The organism is Methylocella sp. (genome assembly GCF_044226135.1).
In the GTDB taxonomy this organism is placed as follows: Bacteria; Pseudomonadota; Alphaproteobacteria; order Rhizobiales; family Beijerinckiaceae; genus Methylocapsa.
The window spans coordinates 97,559-123,700 of the sequence record NZ_JBGAHM010000004.1 but is presented as its reverse complement, the minus strand read 5'-3'; the positions used below and the strand labels follow the sequence as shown (position 1 = coordinate 123,700).

Here is a 26,142-nt window from a genome sequence, read left to right as displayed (position 1 = left end):
GCGCCGCGCGCCGGGTGACCTCCTGGCCCGCCGCGCGGCTCATCGAAGCTCTCCGGCGAGCGCCGTGCGCGCGGGCACGGGCAGATCGGCGCCGTAGCCGCGCCCGTCGGTGTCGCGCGCCGCGACGCGAAGCCAGTCGGCGCCGACGTCCTCGACGAGCAGCGTCAGCGTCGGATTGGCGGCGACGGGCTCCTTGAGCTCGATCTCGGCCAGCGTGCGGCCCGCCGCCTCGACCGACAGCTTTTCGAGAATGAACAGGGGCTCGTCATGCAGGCCGTTGTCCATCGGGTGGACGATGCGCAGGCGCAGGCGGAGGAAGCCGTCGGCCTCGCGCCAGGCGCGCCCGCGAATCTCGCCGATGCGCGCCCAGTCGACCGCGGAGGAGACCCTGGGCTTGGCCGAGCAGCCGCCGCCGGCGGCGTCGAGATAACGGCCGCCGACGCGCCAGACGCCGTCCTTGAGCGCCGCCGCGCGGACCGGAGTCGCCTGCTCGACGCGCATGCGGAAGCCGGCGAAGGCGCAGCCCGCGCCGGGCCGCAGCCGCAGCGTGACGGGAAAGGGATTGAGCTCGCCGATCACGACGATCTCGTCGACGCGGCCGAGCCGGCGCGCGTCGACCGCGATCGGAACCTGGGTCTGGTCTTCGCTGACCGGCGGCAGGAGGACCTCGACCGCGGGGTCGAACACGACCGGCGCGTTTGCGAGATGATCCCTGGCGAGATCGGGCCATATCGGCGAGCCGAGCGGATCGACGGCGGACGCCGGGCGCGCCGTTTCGACCGCCGTCGCCAAGCCGGGCCTTGCGCCGGCCGTTTCCCCGGTCATGTCGATCACGCGCCCTTTTCTCCCCTGCCTCATTGAGTGAACGACGCTCGACAGGATGTCAACAGCGGCCACGTCGACCTACATGATGTGACGCTTGTCATGTCCTGATCGCAAACGGCGCGCCGATGCGCCTATGCCATAAGCATTAGGCGCGATCGGGCTTCTTCTCAGGACTTTCTCAGAATTGGGAAGCTAAGAGTTCGAAAAATCAGCGACAGACGCCGACCGACGCGAAGCAGCTCCGCGCGGCGCGCGGATGGACATGAGGGAGGTCTGACCGATCATGAACAAGGCAAGGGCGGCGTTGACGGCCGTAGCGATGGCGGCCGCGCTTGCGGGCGTCTCCACGGCGTTCGGCCACGGCGACATGGCGCCTCAACCGGTCGAGACCAAAGGCCTGCCCGATCTCGGCCCCGACTGGGTCGGCTCGAATCCCTATCGCGGCAATGCGCGCGCGCTCGAAGTCGGCGCGTCGGGCTACAACCAGAATTGCGCGCGCTGCCACGGCCTCGACGTGAAGTCGGGCGGCATCGCGCCCGATCTGCGCTACCTCGCGACCGGCGACGAGGGAGACGTGTGGTTCTCCTACCGCGTCATCAACGGCGCCGAACGCGACGGACGCATCTACATGCCGAAGTTTGCGGGCGTGCTGAGCCAGGAAGCGCTGTGGGCGATCCGCACCTACATCGAATCGCAGCACGTCGACGACTAGCCGGCGCGGGCGTGGCCTTCGATCGTCCGGGCCGCGTGCGCCCCGCCATGACCGGGACGGCGGGCGCGCGGCTCGCCCGCGTCCGGCGTTTCTGCGCGACGCTGGGGCCGGGCCTGCTCGTGATGATCGCCGACTCGGATCCCGGAAACGTCGCCACGGCGGCGCAATGCGGCGGCGTCTGGGGCTACAGGCTGCTGCCGCTGCTGCTTCTGCTCATTCCCCCGCTCTACTTCGTGCAGGAGCTCGCCGTCCGCCTCGGCGTCTTCTCTGGGCGCGGCTTCGGCGAGCTGGTGCGGCAGGAGTTCGGCCTGCGCTGGGCCGCGCCCTGCGCCGCGGCGCTCGTCCTCGCGGCGCTCGGAACCCTCGTCACCGCCTTCGCGGCGGTCGCCGGCATCGGCGAAGTCCACGGCCTGTCGCGGCCGGTCTCGCTCGCCGGCGCCGCCGCGCTCCTCGCCGTCGCGCGGATCGGCGGCTCCTACCGCCGCATCGAACGCGTCGCGCTCGCCATCGGCGCGTTCGAGGCCGCCTTCTTCGTCGTCGCGTGGCAGGCCCGGCCCGACGTCGCCTTGATCATGCGGGAGGCGGCCGACGTTCCGTTGCGCAGCCCCCAATTCGGCTATCTCGCGGCGGCGGTGGTCGGCGCCTCGTTCAGCCCGTGGATGACCTTCTACCAGCAGTCGGCGATCGTCGCGCGCGGCATCGGGCCCGCCGACTATCGCGCCGCGCGCTGGGACACGGCGGCCGGCGCCGCATTGACGCAATGCCTGACGGCCGCCGTGCTGATCGCGGCGGCGACGACGCTGCGCGACAGCGGTCCGCTCGCCAGCCTCGGCGATATCGTCGAAGCGTTCTCGAACGCCGAGCCGCACATCTCGCCCTTTGTCTTCGACATGGGCGTGCTCGGCGCGGCGCTCGTCGCCGTCATCGTCGCCTCGCTGGCGCTCACCTGGGGGCTCGGCGAAATCTTCGGCGGCTCCGCCCGCGACCTTTCGGGCGGCGGCTGGGTCTCCGCCGCCTTCGCCGTCACCGTATGCGGCTCGGCCGTTCTCGTCGGCTTCACGCCCGATCTCGTCTCGCTGACCGTCGCCGCGCAGGCCGCCAACGTGATCCTGTCGCCGGTCGTCGTCACGCTTCTCATCATCCTCGCCGGCCGCGTTCTTCCGGAACGCCTGCGACTGCGCGGGCGCGAGCGCGCCATCGTCGTGGCGAGCGCCGCGACGACGATGGCGATCGGCGTCGCGGGGGGCCTGCTCGCCCTGTTCAGCTAGCGCGTCCTTTCGAGGCGCAGGCGCTTCAGGGGACGCGCCGCAGGTTTACCGGCCACGCGCCTTCCGCCCCCGGCGGACGGCGCAAAACTCAGGAAGGCGCGAAGGCCCGCTCCGCAAACGGGCCTTCGCCGCTCACGCACAAGGGCGGGACGGACACAAACATGGACGGCGCGCAGGGGCTGATCTGGACGGGCGTCGAGATCGTGATCATCGATCTCCTGCTCAGCGCGGACAACGCCGTGGTGATCGCCATGGCGTGCCGGCGCCTGCCGCAGCATCTCGTCAAGCGCGCGATCGCCTTCGGCGCGGGCGTCGCGATCCTGCTGCGCGTGGCGCTCGCGGCGGTCGTCGCCGTGCTGTTCGTCATGCCGGGGCTCAAGCTGTTCGGCGCGCTCGCGCTCATCGTGATCGCCGTGAAGCTGATGGGCGAGGAGCAGGAGCCCGCGGCCGAAAGCGCGCAGGAGGAGGACGCGCGCCAGACGCGCAACGTCCTCAACGCGATCTTCATCGTGATCGCGGCCGATTTCGTGATGAGCCTCGACAATGTCGTGGCGCTCGCGGCCGTCGCGCGCGGCGACGTCGGCGCGCTCATTTTCGGCCTCGCGCTCAGCATCCCCATGCTCATGTTCGGCAGCGCGATCGTCCACACGGTCCTCGCGCGCTATCCGTCCCTCATCTTCGCCGGCGGCGCGCTGCTCGGCTGGATCGCCGGATCGATCCTCGTCGACGACCCGCTCATCGCCGACTGGGCGCGGCGGGAGGCGCCCGCGCTCGGCTTCGTCGCGCCGGCGCTGACGGCGGTCTTCGTCGTCGCGCAGGCGGCCATCATCCGCGCCGAAAAGGCCGGCGACGCCGCCCTCCGCGACGACGCGCCGGACGACGTCGCCGCCGAACTCGCCGCAGGAAAGAACTGACATGAAACTTCCGTCGCTCGCGACGCCGTCGGCCCCGCGCGGGCGGCCCTACGGGTTCGGCGCCCGCAGCCTGCTGCTGCTCTGCGGCGTGCTGTTCATCGGCTGGATCTCGACCGGATTCTACAACGTCCAGCCCGACGAAGAAGGCCTCGTCCTGCGCTTCGGGCGCTGGGTCGACACGGCGGAGCCCGGCCTGCACTATCACCTGCCGGCGCCGATCGAGCGCGTGCTGCTGCCCAATGTGACCCAGATCCGCCAGCTCGAACTCGGCCGCGCCGACGCCGGCGACTACGCCAACGGGCGCCCCGCCGCGAAAAACCAGATGCTGACGGGCGACGAAAACATCGTCGAGGCCGACGGCGTCGTCTACTGGCAGATCAAGAACGCCGGCGACTACATGTTCCGCATCTCGGACCCCGAAGCCATGCTCAAGACCGCGGCCGAGGGCTCGCTGCGCCAGGTCGTGAGCCGCACGCCGATCCAGGACGTGCTGTCCGACAAGCGCCAGCAGGTCGCCGACCAGGCGAAGGACCTGCTGCAGGCGATCCTCGACGCCGAACATTCGGGCGTTCTCGTCACCCAGCTCCAGCTGCTGCGCGTCGATCCGCCCGCCGAAGTCATCGACGCCTTCAACGACGTGCAGCGCGCCAAGGCCGACAAGGAGCGTTCGCGCAACGAGGCCGAAGCCTATCAGAACGACATCATCCCGCGCGCGCGCGGCGACGCGGCGCGCGTCAGACAGGAGGCCGACGCCTACAAGGCGCAGGTCGTCAACATCGCCAGCGGCGAGGCGGCGAGCTTCCTGTCGGTCTATAAAGCCTATGAAAAGGCCAAGGACGTGACCTCCTGGCGCCTCTACATGGACGCCGTCGACGGGCTGCTGAAGCGTTCGAGCAAGGTCGTGATCCAGTCCGCCGACGGCGAGGTCTCGAACGTCGTGCCGTTCATGCCGCTCGCCGAAGGCAGGGACAAGCCGGGAGCCGCCCGATGACGATGCGCTGGAGACTGGCCCTTCTCGCGCTTGCGGGCGTCTTCGTCTGGCTGCTGTCCTCGGCCTTGTTCACCGTGCAGGAAGGCGGCGAGGCGATCGTCATCCGCTTCGGGCGGCCCGTGGCCGTCGTGACGCGGCCGGGTCTGCATGTGAAGGCGCCGCTGATCGACGTCGTCGTCGTCTATGACGCGCGCCTTCTGCCGCTCGAGCCGCCGGCCGAGCAGATCATCCTCGGCGACCAGAAGCGCATCGAGGTCGACACCTACACGCGCTTCAGGATCGCCGACCCCCTGCTGTTCTACCAGTCGCTGCGCAGCGTCGACCAGGCTCGCCTGCAGCTCGGCCAGCTCGTTGGCTCCTCGCTGCGGCGGGAGCTCGGCCGCGTGCCTCTCAGCTCGCTCCTGACCGAGGAGCGCTCGCGCATCGTCGACCGCGTCGAGGATTTCGTGCGCCGCGAGGCGCAGCCGCTCGGCGTCGACATCGTCGAATCGCATATTCACCGCGCCGACCTCCCGTTCGAGACGAGCCAGGCGATCTACGACCGCATGAAGTCCGAGCGCGTGCGCGAGGCCAAGGAGCTGCGCGCGCAGGGCTTCGAGAAGGCGCAGGAGATCAAGTCGCGCGCCGATCGCGACCGCACGGTGCTGCTCTCGGAGGCCGAGCGCAACAGCCGCGCCGTGCGCGGCGAAGCCGACGCCCAGGCGATCGAGCTCTACGCCGGCGCCTATGGGCGCGACCCCGATTTCTATCGCTTCTACAGATCGTTGCAGAGCTACCGCTCCGCGCTCGCCGACGCCGCGCCGACGCTGGTGCTGTCGCCGAGCGCGGAATTTCTCAAATCCTTCAGCGCCGGCCCGCGGAGCGCCCGGCAGGACGCGCAGAAAGACGCGGGGAGCGGCGCGGCGGAGGCCGTCAAATAAAGGCCCGGCGCGGCGCCTGCTACCTATGGCGTAGCGCCGCCGCGGCGACTTCTCAGGACTTTCTCAGAAATCGCATGATATCTGCAATGCGATCGTCCTGATGGCGACAATAATTTAAAGTGGAGGGGATGAATGTCCACCAAGGTCCGATCGAGGACGGGCTTTCTCACGGCCGCGAGCGCCATCGCGCTCTATTGCGGCTTCGCGGCGCAGGCCGGCGCCGGGCCTGTGACCTGGGACGACATCAAGAACGGCGCCGACAACACCAAGAGCGTGTTGATGTACGGCTTCTCGCCGACGGCGCAGCGGTTCAGCAAACTCGACAAGATCAACGCCGGCAACGTCGGCAAGCTCGAGCCCGTGTGGTCCTTCTCCTTCGGCGACGAGAAGCAGCGCGGCCAGGAGACCCAGGCGCTCATTCATGACGGCGTGATCTACGTCACCGCCTCCTATTCGCGCGTGTTCGCGCTCGACGCCAAGACCGGCAAGAAGATCTGGAGCTACACGGCGCGCCTGCCCGACGACATCCGGCCCTGCTGCGACGTCGTCAACCGCGGCGCCGCGATCTATGGCGACAAGATCTATTTCGGCACGCTCGACGCCGCCATCGTCGCGCTCAACAAGGACACCGGCAAGGTCGTCTGGCGCGAGAAGTTCGGCGACCAGAAGATCGGCTACACCATGACCGGCGCGCCGACTCTCGTGAAGGACGCGAAGTCGGGCAGGGTGCTGCTGATCCACGGCTCCTCGGGCGACGAATTCGGCGTGCGCGGCTATCTCTTCGCGCGCGATCCCGAGACCGGCAAGGAGATCTGGAAGCGGCCGCTGACCGAAGGCGCGATGGGCACGGTCGACGGCAAGGATTCGACCGTCACCGGCGATCCCAAGGCGCCGTCCTGGCCGCGCGACGACAAGGGCGAGCTGGTCGAAGCGTGGCACCACGGCGGCGGCGCTCCCTGGCAGTCGGCCTCCTTCGACGTCGACGCCAACACGATCGTCGTCGGCGCCGGCAACCCGGCGCCGTGGAACGGCTGGGCCCGGTGGCCGGGCGACAGCCTGTTCACCTCGGGCCAGGCCTATGTCGACGCGAGCAACGGCGACCTCAAGGGCTTCTATCAGCACACGCCCAACGACACCTGGGACTTCTCGGGCAACAACGAGCTGATCCTGTTCGACTTCAAGGACAAGAACGGCAAGATGCACAAGGCGTCGGCGCACGCCGACCGCAACGGCTTCTTCTTCGTCACCGACCGCGAGAAGCTCTCGGCGCCGGGCGGCGAGCCGAACCGTCCGACGGCGCTGCTCGCCGCCTATCCCTTCGTCGACAATATCACCTGGGCGAAGGGATTCGACCTCAAGACCGGACGCCCGATCGAGGTCGAGGGACAGCGCCCGCCGCTGCCCGAGGAAGGCCAGGACAAGGGCAAGTCGGTCGAGGTCTCCCCGCCGTTCCTCGGCGGCAAGAACTGGAACCCGATGTCCTACAGCCCGGACACCGGCCTGTTCTACATTCCGGCCAACAACTGGAAGGAAGACTACTGGACCGAGAAGGTCGTCTACAAGCCCGGCGCGGCCTATCTCGGCATGGGCTTCCGCATCAGGCGCATGTATGACGACCATGTCGGCACGCTGCGCGCGCTCGATCCGGCCACCGGCAAGATCGTCTGGTCGATGAACGAGGAATATCCGTTGTGGGGCGGCACGCTCGCGACGCACGGCAACCTCGTCTTCACCGGAACCAGCGACGGCTACTTCAAGGCCTTCGACGCCAAGACCGGCAAGGAGCTGTGGAAGTTCCAGACGGGCTCCGGCATCGTCAGCTCGCCCATCACCTGGGAGGCCGACGGCAAGCAGTATGTCGGCGTCGCGTCGGGATATGGCGGCGCGGTTCCGCTCTGGGGCGGCGACATGGCCGACCTCACGAAGCGCGTCTCGCAGGGCGGCTCGTTCTGGGTCTTCGCCGTCAAGTGACGGATCGCGGCGGGGCGCGACGCGCCCCGCCCTTCGACCGGCGCCGTCCGTCTGGAAACGGGCCGGCGACGACGCGCCGCCAAAAACCAGTCCGGCGAGAACAGGCCATGGCCCCGACCCGCTTTCTTCGCGCCGCCTTCGCCGTCGCCTGCGCGCTGGCGCTCGCGTCGCCGTCGCAGGGCGAGGACTGGGAGGACGAAGGCCTGGTGCGCGTCGAATCCGGCTGCCGGATCACGCCCAGGACGCAATGCCCCGGCGTCGATCTGCATGGACGCGACCTGCGCCATGTCGAGCTCGCCGACGCCAACCTCAGCCGCGCCAATCTCGCCGGCGCGCTCCTGACGCGCGCCGATCTCAGGCGCGCCAATCTCGAAGGGGCCGACCTCTCCGGCGCGAAGCTCGACGGCGCGCAGCTTTCGCAGACGAAGCTCTCGGGCGCGAAATTCATGGGCGCGAGCCTTTACGGCGCGGATCTGAGCAAGGCGGCGCTCGCCGACGCGAATTTCCAGAACGCCGACCTCAGCGCGGCCTATCTCGCCGACGCGACCGTCAACGGCGCGAATTTTCGCGGCGCGCGGCTCATGCGCGCCGACCTCGCCGGCGCCTCGCTGCGCGGCGTCGACCTGAGCGGCGCCAATTTCGGCGGAGCCCGCGTCGAAGGCGCGCGGGTCCAGTCGACGGCCGCCGCCGATTGCCGCAACTGTCCCGTGGAGCGCTCGGCCCTCGCTGCGGCCGGCGACTGGGTCGCGGGCCTTTTGGGACGCGGCGGCGGGGCGCAGGCGACGCGCAAGGTCAACGGCTGCGTGCTCAGGCCCGAGGCCAACTGCCCCGGCGCCGATCTCCACGGCGCCGATCTCAGCTTCGCCGACCTGTCGGAGGCCGAGCTCGACGGCGCCAATCTGCGCGCCGCCAATCTGACGCGGGCCGATCTTCGCCACGCCCATCTGCGCAACGCCAATCTCGTCGGCGCGACGCTCGACGGCGCGTTCATGCAGCTCACCCAGCTCCAGGGCGCCAATCTGACCGGCGCGAGCCTGCGCGGCGCGAACATGGAGTTCGCGAAGCTCACCGGCTCCAATTTCAGCAACGCCAATCTGTCGGCCGCCGACCTCGAAATGACGCTCGCCGAGAAGGTCAATCTGAGCAACGCCAATCTGACCGGCGCCGATCTGCAGGAATCGCAGCTCTACGGCTCCAATCTCGAAAACGCGATCCTCGAGGGCGCCCGCGTCCGCTACGCCATTTTTCAGGACGCGCTGATGGACGGATGCCGCGGCTGCCCGCACGACTGGTGAGGCGCGTCATGACGACAGCCTGAAGCCGACGCCGCGCACCGTCACGAGACGGCCCGAAATGTTCAGCTTCTTGCGCAGATAGCCGACATAGACGTCGATCGAATTGTCCGAGACGTCGGCGTTCGCCCCCCAGACCTGATGCAGGATGGCCGAGCGCGACACCACCTTGTTGCGGTTCTTCAGCAGGAATTCGAGCAGCTGGAACTCCCGCAGCGTGAGCTCGGCGATTCTGCCCTCGTGCCGGACCGTGCGGCTGCCAGGGTCGAGAAGCAGTTCGCCCGCCGGCGCCGGGACCTCGTCGCGGCGCGCCGCGCTGCGGCGATGGATGGCGGCGAGCCGCGCCAGCAGCTCCTCGAACACGAAGGGCTTCACGAGATAGTCGTCGGCGCCGCTGTTCAGGCCTTTGATGCGGTCTTCGGCCTGGTCCCGCGCCGACAGGATCAGGATCGGCGTCTGCGCTCCCTCGGCGCGCAGGCGCGCGCAAAGCTCCATGCCGTCGACGTCGGGCAGGCGCAGGTCGAGCACCACGGCGTCATAGGCTTGCAGGAGAATGCGCGCCGTCGCCTCGGCGCCCGTCTGGGTCCAGTCGACGACATGGCCCTCCGCCTCGAGCCCGCGACGCAGCAAAAGCCCGATGCTGCGATCATCCTCGACCAACAGATATCTCATGGAGCTTTTCTCATGGGGCTTTCCTCACGGCGCGTCTTTCGCCGGCGCGGCCGCGTCGGCGCGCGGCAGCCGAACCGAAATCATGAGCCCGCCGCCCCGCTGCGGCGCGGCCTCGATCGTGCCCTGATGCGCGTCGACGATGCGGCGGGCGATGGCGAGGCCGAGCCCCGTGCCGCCGCGCCGGCGCCCGTCCTGGGTCTGATAGAAGCGATCGAACACGCGTGAAAGGTCCTCAGGCGCGACGCCTGGCCCGAAATCGGCCACGCAGAGACGAAGATGCGCCGCCTCGTGGCCGACGGCGACCTTGACCCTCTGCGCCGGCGCCGAGAACTTGACCGCATTGTCGAGCAGCACCATGAGGCACTGGCGCAGGCGCGCCTCGTCGCCCCACGCCGGCGCCGGACGTAGCCCGGCCTCGAGATCGACGGCGACGCCGTTGACGCGGGCGAGGCTCGCGATGTCGGCGCAGGCCTTTCGCGCGACGGCCGCGAGATCGACCGGCCCGCGCTCGAGCGCAAGCTGTCCGTCCTCAGAGCGCGCCAGCGCCATGAGGTCGTCGATGCGCCGGTTGAGATAGGAGCCGTTGGCCAGAATCGACGACAGCGTCTCGCGGCAGGCGGGGCTCTCCGACACGCCGAGGCGCAGCGCGAGATCGGCCTCGCCGACGATCGCCGTCAGCGGCGTGCGCAATTCATGGCTCACGTCGGCGAAGAAGCGGCGGCGGCTTTCGTCGACGTCCTTCAGCGCCTGGTTGCGCTGTTCGAGCAGGCGGGTGCGCTCGGCGACGATTTCCTCGAGCGATTCATTGATCTCGACGAGCCGCCGGCGCTTGCGGTCGAGGTTGCAGGCCATGCGGTTGACGCTCTGCGCGAACAGCGTGAACTCGTCATGCCCGCGCGCCGCGACCCGGTGCGACAGCCGTCCGCGCCCGAACTCCCTGATGTCGGACGCAAGACGCCACAGCGGATTGAACAGGGAGCGGGTGACGAGCCAGAAGACGAAGGCGAGCGTCGCCGCCTGCGTCGCCGCCCCGACGCGGGAGAGCCAGCGCATGCGCGCCTGCCGCTCGCGCATCGCGTCGCCGGTGCGCTCCGCCTCCTTCCGCTCCTTGGCGACGGCCGTGGCGAGCAGCGGCTTCAGCTCGGCTTCATAGGTGCGACGGGCGGAGGCGGCGGCCCCGGCGACGAGGGTCCGCGTCGCCTCGGAGATCCGCGCGAGCCGCGCGCGCTCGTCGGGGCTTTCGGACTGGCCCTCGGCCTCGAGCAGGCCCTGTTCAAGCGCGGCGAGGCGCTCGAGCCCGGCGAGACCCTCGCCGAGCGCGCGGGCGCTCGCGTCCCGCGCGTCTCCGGCGTCGCCGGCCAGCACGAAATGGGCCGCCTCGATCGAAAGCTGCTGATAGAGCCCGAGCTGCCGGTTCGACATCTCGGCGCGGCTCATGAGCGCGGCGGCGGCGTCGATCGCGCGCGATCCGTAATAGGCCTGCGCCAGGCCGAGCAGGCCGACCGCAACGAACGCCGCCGCCACGCGCACGCGCGCCGAGCTTCTCGGACAGCGCGCAAATTTTCGAAACGCGGCGCGTCCGAAGGGCGGCAGGTTGAACATTCAGGCGGTTCCGGGCCAGACAGGCGTCGCCGTCAAAATAGCGCGCCGCCCCTGAAAGGCGACATGGTTTCGTCATGGGCGCGAGGTCCGCGCCGCGCGATCCTTGACGCTTTCGGCGTCTCCTGACGCAATCGCGCAACATTATGTTTGCGCTCTGGCGTCTATGCTTTATGCGGCGAAGCGAAAGATTCGCCGCAAGACGACGCGCAACGACGGGAACGACGATTCGTGCTGACCGCCGCCGAAAACATCGCCGACGCCGAGAGCTTCGCCTGCGACGTGCTGATCGTCGGGGCGGGCGCGGTCGGCATGGCCATGGCCGTCGATCTGGCGCGCCGCGGCCGCTCCGTCACGGTGCTCGAAGCCGGCCCGGGGGCCGTGAGCGCGCAGTCGCAGGGCTATTTTGAAAAGGCGCGCTCGGTCGGGCGCAAGCTCGAGGGGCTCTACATCGGCCGCTTTCGCGCTCTGGGCGGCACGACCAATTTCTGGGGCGGGCAGCTCGTCCCCTTCGATCCGATCGTGTTCGGCCCGCGCGACTGGGTCGACGCGCGCGCCGCCTGGCCGATCACGCGCGAGGAGCTCGACCCCTATTACGGCCGCGTCCTCGACCTTCTCGGCGTGTCGAGCGCGCGCATGTCCGACGACGAGGTCAAGACGCGGCTGAAGATCGCTCCGCCGGCGCCGCCCGAGGCGCTCTCCTTCTTCTTCACCCGCTGGATGCCGGAGCCGAACGTCGCGACGCTGTTTCGCGGCGAGATCGAGACGTCGCCGAACCTGCGCGTCGTCGTCGGCGCCCCCGTCGTGGCGCTGGCCCCGGGCGCGACGCCGGGCGCCGTCGCCGGCGCCGAGGTCGTCGACGGCAGGGGGCGGCGGCTGCGCTTTCGCGGCGGCGAGATCGTGCTCGCCAATGGCACGATCGAGATCGCGCGGCTGTTGTCCCTGCCCTATTGCGACGGCTCCAAGACGCCCTGGCGCGGCAATCCATGGCTCGGGCGCGGCTTCATGGACCATGTCGATTTCGTCGCCGGCGAGGCGACGCCGATCGACAAAAAGCGCTTCCACGACCTGTTCGACAACGGCGTCGTCGAGGGCGTGAAATATACGCCCAAGCTGAAGCTGTCCGACGTGACGCAGACGCGCGAAAAGCTTCTGAACGTCGCCTGCCATTTCCTGTTCAACTCCTCGATGGCGGACGATCTCGTCAACGCCAAGATCTTCGTCAGGGGCCTGCTGCGGGGGCGCCTCAGCGGCTCGCCGCTCGACGCGCTGCGCCGGCTTCGCACGCTCGCGACCGTCGGCGCCCCGATGATCCTGCGCTATCTGCGCCACCGCAGGATCTACAATTTCACCGACGGCGGCATCCAGCTGCGCGTCACCGCCGAGCAGCGCATGGTGGTCGAGAGCGGCCTGCGCCTCCTGCCCGAACAGGACGACCTCGGCATGCCGATCGCCGAGATCGACTGGCGCGTCGACGGCATGGAGATCGAGACCGTCGCCCGTTTCGCCGAGATCGTCCGGGACTATCTCGCGGCCGCCGGCCTCGCCGAGACCAAGCTCGACGCGCGCCTCGTCGACCGCTCGCCCGAGATGCTCGCCACGCTCGACGACGCCAATCATCACATGGGCATGGCGCGCATGGCCGACGACCCGTCGGACGGCGTCGTCGACCGTAATCTGAAGACGCATGGCGCCGACAATCTTCACGTCGCCGGCGCCGCCGTCTATCCCTCGACCGGCTTCGCCAATCCGACCTTCACGGCCATGGCGCTCGGCCTGCGCCTCACGGACCGCCTCGCGGCGCAGGCGCGCGCATGAAGACCGTCGCGCTCCCGCGCTCGACGCGGCGAACGCCGCCGCTCGGCTTCGGCTGCGCCTATCTGACCGGCGGCTTCGAGGCGCGCCGCAGCCGCGCGCTGGTCGACGCCGCCTTTGACGCCGGCTTCCGCCATTTCGACGTCGCCCCGCCCTATGGGCTCGGGACCGCCGAGGATGTGCTCGGCGACGCGCTCAGGGGCCGGCGCGACGACGTGGCGCTCGTCTCCAAGGTCGGCCTGGCGCGTCCCGACATGAGCCGGGGCACGCAGCTCAAGCGCCTGATCGCGACGCCGCTGCGCCGCTTCGCGCCCGACGCCGTCAAGGCGCGCCTGCGGCGCCCGTCAGGGCCGGGGCCGCGGCCCGATTTCTCGCCCGCGGCGGTTGAAGCCTCGATCGCGCAGAGCCTGCGGCGGCTGCGCACTGACCATCTCGACGCGCTGCTGCTGCATGAGGCCCGACCCGCCGACGTCTCCGACGAGCTTCTGACGCTGCTCGACAAGCGACGTCAGGCGGGCGTCCTGCGCACGCTCGGGATCGCGTCGAGCCTTGACGCCGCGCGCGCCATCGCCGCGGCCGCGCCGGGCGTCTTCGACATGGCGCAATATGCGTGGTCGCCGCTCGACCCGCCGCACGAAAATCTGGCCCCCGGCCTGTTCCGCGTCACTCACCGCGGCCTCCTGCGCGCCTTCGGGCCGCTGCGGGCGAAGCTTGCGGCCGACCCCGCCCTCGCGCGCCGCCTCTGCGACGCGACGGGCCTCGACCTGACGGACGGCGCTGTTCTGGCCAATGTGCTGATCGGGGCGACGCTGGCGCATAACCCCGGCGGCCTCGCGCTCGTCGGGACACGGCGCAAAAGCCGGATTTTCGCCAATGCGCAGGCGATGCGGGACGACGCGCTTTTCAGCGCCGGCGCGGCGCTCCTCGCCGCGCTCGAGTCTGAAAAGGACCTGCCCGCGCCCGACGCGCGCTGACGCGCGCCGGGCCGTTCATCCGGCTTTCGACGTGAAAGGCGACGTCGCCGACACAGAAGACGCCGACGAGGCCGAGCGGCCCACAACGCCGCAAGCGCCACAAGAGGACCGCCCAGAAGCGGCGGCCGCCCGGTCCAGTTCGGAACGGCGGTCAGCAGGAAGCCGGTCACGACCGCGAAGACGAAGCCGTAAAGCGCCTCGTGCATGCGCCAGTCCTGCGGCGAGATTGGGCGGACACGCCTGCGCGCGCTCGTCCACGGCGACGCCGAAGCGGCCTTCATAAGGGTCGAGATGTTCGGCTTGCCGTCGGTGACGGGCAGGGTCAGCCTGAGCCTGTGCAGACGTTTGGCGAGCTCGGCCCCGACATGGCGCAGCGCCGCGCCGTCGGCTCGACGAGACTTTCGTCGAAGCCTTTCACGACGGCGAGGTCGACTTTGGACGGCCCGCGCGACGAAAAGATCGCGCTTCGCGCCCCCCGCGCAGGATCTGGCGGCGCGGCCGCAGGGCCTCGAACTGCCGGCGCGCACGTCGCGGATGCGCCGCCGCGCCGCGGCGTCGAGCGGGTCGGGCGCGTCGCTTTCCTCGGCCGGCGCGGCGCGCACAAGGCAGTAGCCCGGCAGATAGCGCCGCGCCTTCCAGGCTCCCGTTCGGGATAGGAAATCCGGGCCGTGTCGGCTTCGCTCCGCGCCCGCCGCGACGGCAGGTCGAGGTCGATCCCGAGCCGTGTCCGGGCCGGCGCGACGGCCTCCCCGATGGCGCGCTCCGGCGTCTTCTTCAGCGCCTTGACGGCGGCGTGTTCGTCGTCGTCCGCAACGGCGCGGTTGACGTTGATCATGTCGCCGAAGGTCAGGATCGACGCGAAGCGACGCAGGAGCAGCGGATCGCCGGGATCGGTCCGGGCGTCATGCGCGCCGCCGCCCGGGCCCGTCGCGGCGTGGCGGTCGACCGAATGGATCATCCCGCGGTCGGCGGCGTTTTTGAGATGCGTCTCGACCGTGTCGCCGACGCGCACGCGGATCATCGGCCCCGGCGCCTCGCGGTTGAAGGCCCAGCAGGAACAGGTTGTCCCGTTGTCGAGGCGGCCCTTCAGCTCGACGGTTCCAAGGTCGACCCGCGCCACTCAAGATCGGGATCTTTCGCGCGCGTCTTGCGGGCGTCAGCCGTTTGCGCCTGCGCGCGGCGGCGATCGGCGGCGGGGCGCGGTTTCTGGGCGACGCGATCCCCATCGCGACGGACGCGGCGCGGATCAGGGTCGGCGTGCTGCGGCTGCGCCCTGTCGGCCGTTCGCTTTCGCGAGCGATCTCGTCTGCGGCGGACGCAAGGCGCGCTTCGGGATCGACGGCGACGCGCCGGCGCTCGCGTTTGACCGCGCGCTCCATCGCCTGCGCCGCGAGAGCGGCGCGCGGGGCGAACGCCATGTCGGCGTCGGGGCGTCCCTGACCGGCCGCGCGGCGAGGCCGCGACGCTGCGTCTCTCAAACGGCCGGACGCTCGACTGCCGCAAGGCGCGGTCCAGTCGGGACGACTCCGGCCGCGGCGTCAGCGCGCGCTTTGCATCAGCCGGAATTTTTCAAGCCGGCCTTCCTTGACCGCGCAATCGGCCAGCGCGCTATAGGCGCGCGCCACGCCCCGGGGGACGCGCGCGACGCACAGCGTCCTGACCCGCGGCGGAAGCGCGGCCCATTGCTTCCGCAACTGGGCGAGCGCCGCCTCTTCGCGGCTCATGCAGGCCCCGGCGGCCTCCCGCGACGCGAACGCCAGGGCGCAGCTTCGCGAAAAATCAAGCACGGGAACGCCGTCCGCGGCGTCGGGCGCGATCGCGCCGGTCACGTCGTCCGCCGGCGCCGGAAGGATGGCGACGTTCGCGGAGGCCCCGGCGGCGGACGCGGCGGAGGCCCCGAACGCGCAGGACGCTCCAAGAGTGAAGGAGGCGCCAAGGAAGATGGCGGCGAAGGACGTGGCGAGCGCTTTCATTCTGTCCACTCGGTTTCTGTTCGTGACCGTCGAGACGGCGACCCGAAGTCTGCCAGCCTCGCCTTGAGCCAGGCATGCGTCCCGATCGGGCCGTGCGCCTCGCGGCCGGCGGTTCGCCGGGACCATGCCGGCGGCGGGCCGCAGGCTCGCCGCTCCGCCGCGACAAGTCGCGGCGCAGTCTTCGTTCCGCTCCGGCGTCGGGACGAAAGGAACAGGCATGACGCCCGTCGTAACGGGCGCCGTCGCGCCGCTCAGAGAGAGCCGAATGGCGCGTCTTTTCAAGTATACTGTCTTATTTACTTGACGCCCCGCGTCCCGTCTCGCCGCGGCGCCTCCGGCGATCCGCTTCGCAAACAGCGCTCATATGCGCCTCCTGCGACACGAAACACCATGAGAGACAGGCCGAGGCCTTGCAGAGACACGGCGCTTCGCCTGAAAGCGCCTGACCGCGCCCCGATCTCTCTCACAAAAGAGAGATACAATCCTAAGCTTGGTTTTTCAAGAGAGTGATCATGAATATGGCATTTATGCTTAAAATCGTCGTGAACGACTTAGCTCATTTGAGTAAGATCAAATCCGTCGTCAAATCTTCCGTCCGCCGTCGGGGCGCGTCGCGCCGACATCCCAAAAATTATCCACAGAGCGCATTGACCCGCCCCTCAATGTTCCTTATATGTTCTCTATCTGATCGCTGAGGCGCAGCTTCAGGCTGCACATCGGGCGAATGTTCTCCCGGCTTCGTCTTGAGGGCGGCCATGACCTACGCCGACGCTTCGACTCTTGTCGAAAGACCTTGCGCCGAAAGCTCCCGCGCCGAGACCCCGCGTCGCGCCGCCGACGCGTCGAGGCCCGCGCCGGCGCGGCGGCGCGCCGCCCGGCGCGAAGACGCCGCCGAGACGCCGTCGCTCCCCCGCAAGGGCCGCGGCGCGCTCTCCAACGCCAGCGGGCGCTTCGAGGCCGAACGGCGCGTCGAGGAAGACGACGGCTGGGCCAGTCTGGAAGATCTGCCGCCGCTGCGCACGATCGTGTCGCGCGAGCGCGCGAAATCCATCGTGACGCGCAACGACTCGCCGGACATCTCCTTCGACCGGTCGATCAACCCCTACCGCGGCTGCGAACATGGCTGCGTCTATTGTTTCGCGCGGCCCTCGCACGCCTTTCTCGGGCTTTCGGCCGGCCTCGACTTCGAGACGCGGCTGTTCGCCAAGGTCAACGCCGCGGCCCTGCTCGAGCGCGAACTGTCGTCGCCCGCCTATCAGCCGAAGCCGATCGCGCTTGGCGCGAACACCGACCCCTACCAGCCTATCGAGCGGACCGAGAGGCTGACGCGGGGCGTGCTCGAAACGCTGGCGAAGGCGAGGCATCCGGTCGGCGTCGTCACAAAGTCGGCGCTCGTGCTGCGCGACCTCGACCTGCTCGCGCCGATGGCGGCGCAGGGCCTCGTCAAGGTCGCGATCTCCGTGACGACGCTTGATCCCGTGCTCGCCCGGCGCATGGAGCCGCGCGCGCCCTCGCCCGAGCGGCGCCTCGAAACCATCCGCCGCCTGTCCGAAGCCGGCGTCCCGACCGCCGTCCTGACGGCGCCGATCATCCCGGCGATCAACGACAGCGAGATCGAGGCCATTCTCGAGCGTGCGCGGGCCGCCGGCGCGCGCGAAGCCGGCTATGTCATGCTGCGCCTGCCGCTCGAACTGCGCGACCTGTTCGCCGAATGGCTGATGGCCCATTACCCCGACCGGCTGCGCCGCGTGCTCTCGCTCGTGCGCTCGACGCGCGGCGGCAAGCTCTATGACGGCGCCTTCGGCAAGCGCATGACCGGCGCCGGCCCCTACGCCTGGATGATCGGGCGGCGCTTCGAGGCCGCGGCCGCGCGGCTCGGCCTCGGCAAGAGCCGCGCGCCGCTGCGCGTGGATCTGTTCGAGCGCCCGACGCGCCCTGGCGAGCAGCTCAGGCTCTTTTGACCGCGCCGCCGGCCCCGCGCGTTGCGCGCCAATCTTTTCATGGAGGGCCCGATCGCCTAAATCTGCCTCTGATGGTCCCGACCGACAAAGACGACCGCGCCTCCGGCGGCCCTGGCGACGCGCTTCAGGGCGCGTCCGTTTACGGCGAGGCGCAGCCCCGCGAGTCCTTTTCCGCCGCATGGTCCGGCGCCCGCTCGCCTGCCGCGCCGCCGGAGGGCGAGCCCGCACGACGCGGCGCCTCGCCCCGAGAGGCCTCACTCCAGGACGCCCCGCCGCAGGAAGATCCGCTTCCGGAGGATCAGACTGGCGACGAGCCGCCCGGCGTGGAGCTCGATCTTGGCGGCGAAGACGTCGCGCCCGGCTCGCTGCGCCGCGGCGCGGCGGTCATCCGCAGCCACTGGCGCCAGGCGCCGCTCGGGCCCGGCGTCTATCGCATGATCGCCGACGACGGCGAGGTGCTTTATGTCGGCAAGGCGAAAAGCGTGCGAAAGCGCGTCGCGAGCTATACGCGCCCGGTCGGCCATACGGGACGCATCGCCCGCATGATCGCGCTCACCGCCTCCATGGTCTTCGTCTCGACCGAGACCGAGACCGAGGCGCTGCTGCTCGAAGCCAATTACATCAAGCAGATGAAGCCGCGCTTCAACGTGCTGATGCGCGACGACAAATCCTTCCCCTACATTCTTCTCGCGGGCGACCACCCCTCGCCGCAGATCCTCAAGCATCGCGGCGCGCGCACGCGCAAGGGCGATTATTTCGGCCCCTTCGCCAGCGTCTGGGCGGTCAACCGCACCATGAACGCGCTCGAGCGCGCCTTTCTGCTGCGTTCATGCGCCGACAGCTATTTCGAGAACCGCACGCGCCCCTGCCTGCTGCATCAGATCAAGCGCTGCTCGGCGCCGTGCACCGGCGAGATTTCGCCCGAAAGCTACGCGCGGCTCGTCGCCGAGGCGCGCGGCTTCCTGTCCGGCAGGAGCCGGGCGATCCGCGACGAGCTCGCCGCCGAAATGGGGCGCGCCTCCGACGCGCTGGAGTTCGAGCGGGCCGCGCGCCTGCGCGACCGCATCGCCGCGCTTTCGGCGATCCAGGGCGCCCAGGGCGTCAATCCGCGCACGGTCGAGGAGGCGGACGTCTTCGCCGTCGCCGAGGAGGCCGGCCAGTTCTGCGTCGAGGTCTTTTTCTTCCGCACCTATCAGAACTGGGGCAACCGCGCCTATTTTCCGCGCGCCGACCGAAGCCTCTCCTCGTCCGAGGTTCTCGACGCCTTCCTCGCGCAGTTTTACGCCGACAAGCCCGCGCCGCGCCTCGTCCTCGTCAATGAGGAGGTCGAAAACGCCGCCGTGCTCGCCGAAGCGCTCTCGGCGCGCGCGGGCCGCAGGACCGAGGTGAGCCGGCCGCAGCGCGGCGAAAAGCGCGAGCTCGTCGAGCATGCGGCCCAGAACGCGCGCGAGGCGCTGTCGCGCCGCCTTTCGGAATCCTCGTCGCAGGAGCAGCTTCTCGCCGCGCTCGGCGCGGCGCTCGGCGTCGAGCATCCGCCGCGCCGGGTCGAAATCTACGACAATTCGCACATCATGGGGACGAACGCCGTCGGCGCCATGGTCGTCGCCGGCGCGGGCGGCTTCATGAAGGCGCATTACCGCACCTTCAACATCAAGGGCGACGAACTGACGCCCGGAGACGACTACGGCATGATGCGCGAGGTGCTGCGCCGCCGCTTCTCGCGCCTCGCGCGGGAGGAGGCCGCGCGCGGGCGCGAGGCCGGGCCGGCGCTGGAGGACGGCTTTCCGCAAAGGCCCGATCTCGTGCTCATCGACGGCGGCCAGGGCCAGTTCGACGCGGCCCGCGCGGTGTTCTCCGAGCTCGGCGTCGAAGGGGTGAGCGTCGCCTCGATCGCCAAGGGCGTCGACCGCAACGCCGGGCGCGAGACGTTTTTCACCGAAACGAAGCCGCCGTTCCGCCTTTCGCCGCGCGATCCGGCGCTGTATTTCGTGCAGCGCCTGCGCGACGAGGCGCATCGCTTCGCCATCGGGACTCACCGCGCGCGGCGCAGGAAGGAGTTCACCCGCAGCCCGCTCGACGAGATCGCCGGCATAGGCCCGGCCCGCAAGCGCGCCCTGCTGCACGCCTTCGGCACGGCCAAGGCGATTTCGCGCGCGGCGCTCGCCGATCTCGAAAAAGTCGACGGCGTCAATGCGGCGACCGCGCGTCTCGTCTATGACTTCTTCCATGAAAAGGGCGCATAGCTCGTTCAACCGGGTTCTATTGACGCCGACTTTCGAAGGTTGTTCCCTGCCCCCATGGCGATCACGTCCGTCTCCCGAGGTCCCCGGCGCGCGTTCAACGTGCCGAATCTGCTCACCTACGGACGCGTCGTCGCCGTTCCGGTGGTGGTCGGCTGCCTGTTCTGGCCCGAGGCGCACGCCATGCGCTGGACCGCGCTTGGCGTGTTCGTCGCGGCCGGCGTCACCGATTTCCTCGACGGCTATCTGGCGCGCCGTCTCGGACAGCAGTCCGCGCTCGGCCGGATGCTCGACCCGATCGCCGACAAGCTGCTCGTCGCCGCCGTGCTCATGATGCTCGTCGCCGACCACACCATCGCCGGCTATTCGCTCGTCGCCGCCGTGGTCATCCTGTGCCGCGAGATTCTGGTGTCCGGGCTGCGCGAGTTCTTCGCCGAGGTCAAGGCCTCGATCCCCGTGAGCCGCATCGCCAAATGGAAGACCACGCTGCAGCTCGTGGCGCTGGGCTTTCTGGTCGCGGGGCCGGCGGGCGACGTCGTGCTGCCCCATACGAGCGAGATCGGCCTCGCCCTGTTCTGGGCCGCCGCCCTGCTCACCATCTACACCGGATGGGATTACCTCAAGGCCAGCCTGCAACATCTGTCGGAGGATTGAATGAAGGCGCTCTATTTCGCCTCCGTGCGCGAGAAGGTCGGGCTCGCCGAGGAGGAGTTCACGCCGCCTGACGGGGTGGCGACGCTTGGCGAACTGATCGGCTGGCTGCGCGGGCGCGGCGAAGGCTACGCCGACGCCTTCGGCCATGACAGGGCGGTGCGCGCGGCGATCGACCGCGCCCATGCGCGGCCCGAGGCGCCGATCTCGGGCGCGCGGGAGATCGCCTTCTTTCCGCCCATGACCGGCGGCTGAAGGGAGACGCGGCGCGTGGTCGGCGCCATGGACGGGCCTCCCGCGGGCCGCGCCGCGCGCGTGCGCGTCGAGGCGGCCCGCTTTGACGCCGCCGCCGAAACCGCGCGGCTCACGCAGGGGCGCGTCGACGTCGGCGCGGTCGTGACCTTCACCGGCCTCTGCCGCGACGAGGACGGCTCGCTCGCCGCGCTCGAAATCGAGCATTACCCCGGCATGGCCGAGGCCGAGATCGGCCGCGTCGCGGCGAAGGCGCTGGAGCGCTGGCCGCTGCAGGGGCTCGTCGTCATTCATCGCTTCGGCGTCATCGCGCCGGGGGAGCCGATCGTCTTCGTCGGCGCGGCGAGCCGCCATCGCGCCGCGGCCTTCGCGGCCGCCGAATTCCTGATGGATTTTTTAAAGACCAGCGCGCCGTTCTGGAAGAAGCAGCGTTTCGCCGGCGCGGGCGACGCGAGCTGGGTCGAGGCCAAAGCCGAAGACGACGACGCCGCGGCGCGCTGGGATCAGGCGGGAGGCGCCGACCGACCGCCGCAGGGCTCGGCGTGATCGCTTTGGGGCGGGCGCGGCGCGCTCGGTCGGGCGCGCTCAGTCCGGCTCTCTCCTGCGGCCGGCCTGGCGCTCGATCTGGGAGTTGAGCTCGCCGCCGAGCAGCACCACGGTGATCGACAGCCATATCCAGGTCATGAAGCCGATGGCGGCGCCAAGCGAGCCATAGGTCGCGTTGTAATGGCCGAAATTGGCGACATACCAGGAGAACAGGATCGACACGACCAGAAACAGCGCCGAGGCCGTGGCGCTGCCCCAGGTGATCCAGCGCCATGGCGCCGCAGGCTCGCGGCTCGGGCCGTAGCGGTAGAGCACGGCGAGCGCCAGCACCAGCCCGAAATAAAGAAGCGGCCAGCGCCCAAGGGCGATGATCGTCGCCGTCATGCTGGCGAAGCCGACGAAGTTGAGCGCGATCGGCGCCGCCACGATCGCGCCGAGCGCGATCATCGCGAAGATCATGGCGGCGAAGGTGAAGCCGAGCGACTGCAGGTTCAGGCGCACGAAGCTGCGTTTCTCCGGCTGCTCGTAAACGACGTTCATGCCCTCGAAAAGGCCCTTCATGCCGTTGTTCGCGCTCCACAGCGAAACGGCGAGGCCGAACAGGAAGACGAGGCTGAGCCCGCTCTGGCCGGCGGCGGCGATGCGGGTCGTCTCCTGTTGCAGAAGCTCGACGCCGCCCTCGGGCAGCACCCCGTGCAGCACGTCGACGCGCGCGGCGATGGTCGAGCGGTCGGCGACGAAGCCGTAGAGCGAGACGAAGGCCGAAATGGCCGGAAAGATCGACAGCAGCAGATAAAAGGCGATCCCGGCCGCGACCAGCATGATGCGGTCCGAATTGAACCCGTCCCATGTGCGGCGAAGAATGCTTTTCCAGCCTGCCGCCGGGATTTCGGCCGGATGGCGCGCGGGCTGTGGCGGCGCGCCTTTTTGCGCCGGCGCCGGCGCGGGCTTGCGCAAAAGCGCGTTCTCGCGCTGCGCCGCGGGCCGCCCGGGGGCGCCGCCGCGCGCGTCGCGCAGCGCCGCATACAGGGCGACGGCCGCGACCGCCAGGGCGTTGGCCGCGCCGGGCGGGCGTGGCGGGCCGTCTTGCGGCCCGGCGTCGGTCTTGCGCAGCATCAGCGTCCCCGCCACTTTCCAGGCGCAGGGCCCGGCCTTTGTCCTAAACCAGCCATGCGCGGCTTTGGTTGCGCCGCGCCTGCATCACGCAGAAACCATAAGAATTGATGCGCTGAAACTCATTTATGATATATAAACAATCAATATTCGATCCTGAAGCCTGACCGTGTTCGGAGATCCGCCATGATGACGGCCGCGCAGATGCGGGCGGCGAGGGCCCTGCTCGGCGTCGACCAGAAGCAGCTCGCCGAAATGTCCGGGCTGTCGCTGCCGACGATCCAGCGGATGGAGGCCAGCGAGGGCAATGTGCGCGGCGTGGTCGACACGCTGACCCGCGTCGTCGAGGCGCTGGAGCGCGCCGGCGTCGAGCTGATCGGCGAGGGCGCGGCGAGCCTTTCGGGCGGGCGCGGGGTGCGCCTCAGGACCGGCGGCGCGAAAAGATCCGGAGCGCCGCAATGAGCGCCGTCGACGCCGGCGTCGCCGCGCAGTTCACGCCGAAGCTCGTCACCACGCTGCGCGAGGGCTATCGGCTCGACGACCTGCGCGCCGACGCCGTCGCCGGGCTCACCGTCGCCATCGTCGCCCTGCCGCTTTCCATGGCCATCGCCATCGCCTCGGGCGTCACGCCGGACCGCGGCCTCTACACGGCCATCGTCGGCGGCTTCTTCGTCTCGGCGCTCGGCGGCAGCCGCTTCCAGATCGGCGGGCCGGCCGGCGCCTTCATCGTGCTCGTCGCGACGACCGTCGCGACGCATGGGGTCGACGGGCTTCTGCTCGCGACCTTCCTGTCAGGCCTGATCCTCGCCGTGATCGGCGCGCTGCGGCTCGGGACCTTTGTCAAATTCATTCCCTACCCTGTCACCGTCGGCTTCAGCGCCGGCATCGGGGCGATCATTTTCGCGAGCCAGATCAAGGACCTGCTTGGCCTGCGCCTGTCCGCGCCCGAGCCCGGGCCGCTGATCGAGAAGCTCGGCGCGCTGGGGCCCGCCCTGCCGAGCGCGACGCCGGCGGCGCTGCTGGTCTCGCTCGGCTCGATCGCCGTCATTCTGGCCGTGCGGCGCTTCCGTCCGAAATGGCCCGGCATGCTGATCGCCGTCGTGCTCGCCTCGATCGCCGGCGCGTTTCTCTCCCTTCCGGTCGAGACCATCGGCTCGCATTTCGGCGGCGTTCCGCGCGGCCTGCCGGCGCCGGCCCTGCCCGCCCTCACGCCCGCCAGAATCCTCGACATGCTGCCGGCGGCGATCTCCTTCGCCCTGCTCGGCAGCATCGAGAGCCTGCTTTCGGCGGTCGTCGCCGATTCGATGTCGGGCCGGCGTCACCGCTCCAACTGCGAGCTTCTGGCCCAGGGCGCGGCCAACGTCGCCTCCTCGCTGTTTGGCGGCGTCTGCGTCACGGGCACGATCGCGCGCACCGCCACCAATGTGCGCTCGGGCGCGCGCAGCCCCGTCGCCGGCATGCTGCATTCGCTGTTCCTGCTGCTGTTCATGATGATCGCGGCGCCGCTCGCCTCCTATATTCCGCTCGCCTCGCTCGCCGGCGTGCTCGCCGTCGTCGCCTGGAACATGGCCGAGACGCACGCCTTCGCGAGCCTCATGCGCACCTCGCGCGGCGACGCCGTGGTGGTGCTCTCGACCTTTCTGCTCACCATCTTCCGCGATCTCGTCACCGGCATTCTGGCGGGCTTCAGCCTCGCCTCGCTGATCTTCATGCGGCGCATGTCGCACACGCTGCAGGTCCAGACCTTCGGCGCGGCGCAGCAGCCCGAGGACGGCGACGAGGACGCCTATGACCCCGCGCTGACGCAGGACGGCGACGTCGTCGCGATCAAGATCTCCGGCGCCTTCTTCTTCGGCGCGGCGGCGGGCGTCGCCGCCGCGCTCGACGAGCTGGCGCAGCAGCCCAAAGCCTTCGTCATCGACCTCGCCGACGTGCTGGAGCTCGATTCGACCGCGGCCGCCGCGATCGGCGGCTTCGCCGCCAAGGCGCATCGCAACGGCGTGCTGGTCTATGTCTGCGGCGCCTCGAAGGCGGTGCGCCGCGCGCTCATCACCGCCACGGACGGCGTGCGCCACGCGCGCTTCAAGGCCAATGTGAAGGACGCCGCCGCGGCGGCCCGCGGCGCGCTCGCCGCCCGCGCCGGGAACCCCGCCAGCGCGGGATGAAGGCCGGCGCCTTCCCGCCGGCCGGCTTTCGCTCTAAAATCCGCCGCATGACGCCGCCGAGCCCTTCGTCGCGACACACCGGCGCGAACCCCGCCGCGTTTTTTCTCGCGGCGCTTCTGCTCGCCGCGCTGGCGCTCGCGGGGCCGGCCGCGGCGCAGGACTTCAATCCGCTCGGCTGGTTCACCGACCTGTTCAAGCCGCAGCAGCAGCCGGGCCCGGCGATGAAGCGCGCGCCCGAAATCCGCCGCGCGCCGAGCTCCGCGGCGCCAAAGCCAAAGCGCGCGGCGCGGCCGCAGGAGCCGGCCCATGCGCAAAAGCCGGCGACGCCCGCGGTCGAGCCGACCTATTTCGTCGCCGTGCTCGGCGACAGCCTCGGCCAGATGCTCGGCCACGGGCTGACGGAGGCCTTCGCCGACCGCCCCGACGTCGCGGTCAGGCGCAGGGCCAAGGAGAATTCGGGCCTCGTGCGCGACGATTTCTTCGACTGGCCAAAAACCGTCGACGAGATGCTGGCGAGCGGCGAGAAGATCGACATCGCCGTGATCATGATCGGCAGCAACGACCGCCAGACGCTGCGCGACGGCGCGGGCGGCGCCTTCGAGCCGCTCACGCCCGAATGGAAGGCGGCCTACGCCGCCCGCGTCGAGCGGATCGCGCGCGCCTTCCGCGAGAAGAACATTCCCCTGCTCTGGGCCGGCCTGCCGGTGATGAAGAGCGAGCGGCTCGCCGCCGACGCCTCGGCCTTCAACGATCTCTACCGCGTCCACGCCGAGGCCGAAGGCGCGAAATTCATCGACCTGTGGGAGGCTTTCGCGACCGAAAGCGGCGCCTTCAGCGCGACCGGCCCCGACGTCAACGGCGAGATCGTCAGACTGCGCGCGGCCGACGGGATTCATTTCACCCAGGCCGGCGCGCGCAAGCTCGCGCATTTCATCGAGCCCGAAATCCGCCGTCGCCTCGACGAGACGACGCGCCAGAAAAACCCCGAGAGCCCGGGCGTTCCGGCGCCGGCCGAAGCGCGGCTTCCGGGCGCGGACGAGACGCCGTCCGCCGGCGGCGAGCCTTTGGCCGCCCCGGTCGAAAAACCGATCGCCGGCCCGGTGCTGCCGCTGACCGGCCCCGCCCGGGCGCCGGGGGGCGAACTCGCCTCGCGCACGGGCGGCGCGCCGCGCCGGACGCCGCAGCCGGGCGCGCCGCAGCCCGGCCGCGCCGACGATTTTTCATGGCCCCCATAAGCCCGGCCCAGAAAGACCGGCCTCGACAGGATTGGCCGCGCGATCACGCGGCC

Annotated in this window: 23 protein-coding genes and 1 pseudogene; 17 read left to right on the top strand and 7 right to left on the bottom strand. The window is 70.1% G+C overall.

Annotated features, from left to right (window positions below; genetic code table 11):
* Positions 1-39: 39 nt before the first annotated feature.
* Positions 40-825 carry a quinoprotein dehydrogenase-associated SoxYZ-like carrier gene (locus ACILRB_RS03650; protein ID WP_395664930.1) on the bottom strand — a complete coding sequence of 262 codons (786 nt, stop codon included), beginning with the start codon at positions 823-825 and terminating at the stop codon, positions 40-42.
* Positions 826-1,108: 283 nt separating this feature from the next.
* Here ACILRB_RS03650 and pedF point away from each other — a divergent pair, with 283 nt between their 5' ends.
* The 7 genes from pedF (at position 1,109) to ACILRB_RS03615 (ending at position 8,896) form a co-directional block, all read left to right on the top strand.
* Positions 1,109-1,537 carry a cytochrome c-550 PedF gene (gene pedF / locus ACILRB_RS03645; RefSeq protein WP_395664929.1) on the top strand — a complete coding sequence of 143 codons (429 nt, stop codon included), beginning with the start codon at positions 1,109-1,111 and terminating at the stop codon, positions 1,535-1,537.
* Between the two features lie 11 nt (positions 1,538-1,548).
* Positions 1,549-2,805: an NRAMP family divalent metal transporter gene (locus tag ACILRB_RS03640; RefSeq protein ID WP_395664928.1), complete on the top strand. Its 1,257-nt coding sequence runs from the start codon at positions 1,549-1,551 to the stop codon at positions 2,803-2,805.
* 161 nt (positions 2,806-2,966) lie between these two features.
* Positions 2,967-3,719: a YjbE family putative metal transport protein gene (locus ACILRB_RS03635; protein ID WP_395664927.1), complete on the top strand. Its 753-nt coding sequence runs from the start codon at positions 2,967-2,969 to the stop codon at positions 3,717-3,719.
* A gap of 1 nt (position 3,720) precedes the next feature.
* Positions 3,721-4,710, top strand: a complete 990-nt coding sequence (gene hflK / locus ACILRB_RS03630) for an FtsH protease activity modulator HflK (protein WP_395664926.1) — start codon at positions 3,721-3,723, stop codon at positions 4,708-4,710.
* On the top strand, positions 4,707-5,630 hold the full coding sequence (gene hflC, locus ACILRB_RS03625; protein ID WP_395664925.1) for a protease modulator HflC: 924 nt from the start codon (positions 4,707-4,709) through the stop codon (positions 5,628-5,630). Before hflK ends, hflC begins: the two co-directional genes overlap by 4 nt.
* Before the next feature lie 132 nt (positions 5,631-5,762).
* The gene (locus ACILRB_RS03620) at positions 5,763-7,601 is read left to right on the top strand and encodes a PQQ-dependent methanol/ethanol family dehydrogenase (protein WP_395664924.1); all 1,839 of its coding nucleotides are present in this window, start codon (positions 5,763-5,765) and stop codon (positions 7,599-7,601) included.
* Positions 7,602-7,708: 107 nt separating this feature from the next.
* Positions 7,709-8,896, top strand: a complete 1,188-nt coding sequence (locus ACILRB_RS03615; RefSeq protein ID WP_395664923.1) for a pentapeptide repeat-containing protein — start codon at positions 7,709-7,711, stop codon at positions 8,894-8,896.
* Positions 8,897-8,902: 6 nt separating this feature from the next.
* Here the strand turns inward: ACILRB_RS03615 and ACILRB_RS03610 are convergent, their stop codons facing one another.
* Both ACILRB_RS03610 and ACILRB_RS03605 read right to left on the bottom strand, forming a co-directional pair.
* Positions 8,903-9,565, bottom strand: a complete 663-nt coding sequence (locus tag ACILRB_RS03610; RefSeq protein ID WP_395664922.1) for a response regulator transcription factor — start codon at positions 9,563-9,565, stop codon at positions 8,903-8,905.
* 24 nt (positions 9,566-9,589) lie between these two features.
* Entirely contained in the window at positions 9,590-11,089 is a 1,500-nt protein-coding gene (locus tag ACILRB_RS03605) for an ATP-binding protein (protein ID WP_395664921.1), read from the bottom strand.
* Positions 11,090-11,395: 306 nt separating this feature from the next.
* Here ACILRB_RS03605 and ACILRB_RS03600 point away from each other — a divergent pair, with 306 nt between their 5' ends.
* Positions 11,396-12,982, top strand: a complete 1,587-nt coding sequence (locus tag ACILRB_RS03600) for an FAD-dependent oxidoreductase (protein ID WP_395664920.1) — start codon at positions 11,396-11,398, stop codon at positions 12,980-12,982.
* On the top strand, positions 12,979-13,953 hold the full coding sequence (locus ACILRB_RS03595) for an aldo/keto reductase (protein WP_395664919.1): 975 nt from the start codon (positions 12,979-12,981) through the stop codon (positions 13,951-13,953). Before ACILRB_RS03600 ends, ACILRB_RS03595 begins: the two co-directional genes overlap by 4 nt.
* Positions 13,954-14,027: 74 nt before the next feature.
* Here the strand turns inward: ACILRB_RS03595 and ACILRB_RS03590 are convergent.
* The 3 genes and pseudogenes from ACILRB_RS03590 to ACILRB_RS03580 all read right to left on the bottom strand — a co-directional run.
* A pseudogene (locus ACILRB_RS03590) lies at positions 14,028-14,180 on the bottom strand (NnrS family protein); the annotation flags it as partial.
* A 95-nt stretch (positions 14,181-14,275) separates the two neighbouring features.
* On the bottom strand, positions 14,276-15,073 hold the full coding sequence (locus ACILRB_RS03585) for a multicopper oxidase domain-containing protein (protein WP_395664918.1): 798 nt from the start codon (positions 15,071-15,073) through the stop codon (positions 14,276-14,278).
* Positions 15,074-15,491: 418 nt separating this feature from the next.
* Positions 15,492-15,926 (bottom strand): hypothetical protein, encoded by a 435-nt coding sequence (locus tag ACILRB_RS03580; RefSeq protein WP_395664917.1) that lies wholly within the window; start codon positions 15,924-15,926, stop codon positions 15,492-15,494.
* Positions 15,927-16,681: 755 nt separating this feature from the next.
* Here ACILRB_RS03580 and ACILRB_RS03575 point away from each other — a divergent pair.
* The 5 genes from ACILRB_RS03575 (at position 16,682) to ACILRB_RS03555 (ending at position 21,576) form a co-directional block, all read left to right on the top strand.
* The gene (locus ACILRB_RS03575; RefSeq protein ID WP_395664916.1) at positions 16,682-17,887 is read left to right on the top strand and encodes a PA0069 family radical SAM protein; all 1,206 of its coding nucleotides are present in this window, start codon (positions 16,682-16,684) and stop codon (positions 17,885-17,887) included.
* A 323-nt stretch (positions 17,888-18,210) separates the two neighbouring features.
* Positions 18,211-20,130, top strand: a complete 1,920-nt coding sequence (gene uvrC / locus ACILRB_RS03570; protein WP_395664915.1) for an excinuclease ABC subunit UvrC — start codon at positions 18,211-18,213, stop codon at positions 20,128-20,130.
* A gap of 54 nt (positions 20,131-20,184) precedes the next feature.
* Positions 20,185-20,781 (top strand): CDP-diacylglycerol--glycerol-3-phosphate 3-phosphatidyltransferase, encoded by a 597-nt coding sequence (gene pgsA, locus ACILRB_RS03565; RefSeq protein ID WP_395664914.1) that lies wholly within the window; start codon positions 20,185-20,187, stop codon positions 20,779-20,781.
* On the top strand, positions 20,782-21,033 hold the full coding sequence (moaD, locus tag ACILRB_RS03560) for a molybdopterin converting factor subunit 1 (protein ID WP_395664913.1): 252 nt from the start codon (positions 20,782-20,784) through the stop codon (positions 21,031-21,033).
* Between the two features lie 27 nt (positions 21,034-21,060).
* Entirely contained in the window at positions 21,061-21,576 is a 516-nt protein-coding gene (locus tag ACILRB_RS03555) for a molybdenum cofactor biosynthesis protein MoaE (RefSeq protein ID WP_395664974.1), read from the top strand.
* Between the two features lie 39 nt (positions 21,577-21,615).
* Here the strand turns inward: ACILRB_RS03555 and ACILRB_RS03550 are convergent, their stop codons facing one another.
* The gene (locus tag ACILRB_RS03550) at positions 21,616-22,707 is read right to left on the bottom strand and encodes a YihY/virulence factor BrkB family protein (protein WP_395664912.1); all 1,092 of its coding nucleotides are present in this window, start codon (positions 22,705-22,707) and stop codon (positions 21,616-21,618) included.
* Positions 22,708-22,875: 168 nt separating this feature from the next.
* Between ACILRB_RS03550 and ACILRB_RS03545 the strand changes: the two genes are divergently transcribed.
* From ACILRB_RS03545 to ACILRB_RS03535, 3 genes are read left to right on the top strand one after another with little or no spacing between them, the layout of a single operon-like run.
* Complete coding sequence (locus ACILRB_RS03545; RefSeq protein WP_395664911.1) at positions 22,876-23,151, top strand: helix-turn-helix domain-containing protein; 276 nt, start codon at positions 22,876-22,878, stop codon at positions 23,149-23,151.
* Positions 23,148-24,854, top strand: a complete 1,707-nt coding sequence (locus ACILRB_RS03540) for a SulP family inorganic anion transporter (protein WP_395664910.1) — start codon at positions 23,148-23,150, stop codon at positions 24,852-24,854. Before ACILRB_RS03545 ends, ACILRB_RS03540 begins: the two co-directional genes overlap by 4 nt.
* 47 nt (positions 24,855-24,901) lie before the next feature.
* Positions 24,902-26,089, top strand: coding sequence for a DUF459 domain-containing protein (locus ACILRB_RS03535; RefSeq protein ID WP_395664909.1), 1,188 nt, complete (start codon positions 24,902-24,904; stop codon positions 26,087-26,089).
* Positions 26,090-26,142 lie beyond the last annotated feature (53 nt).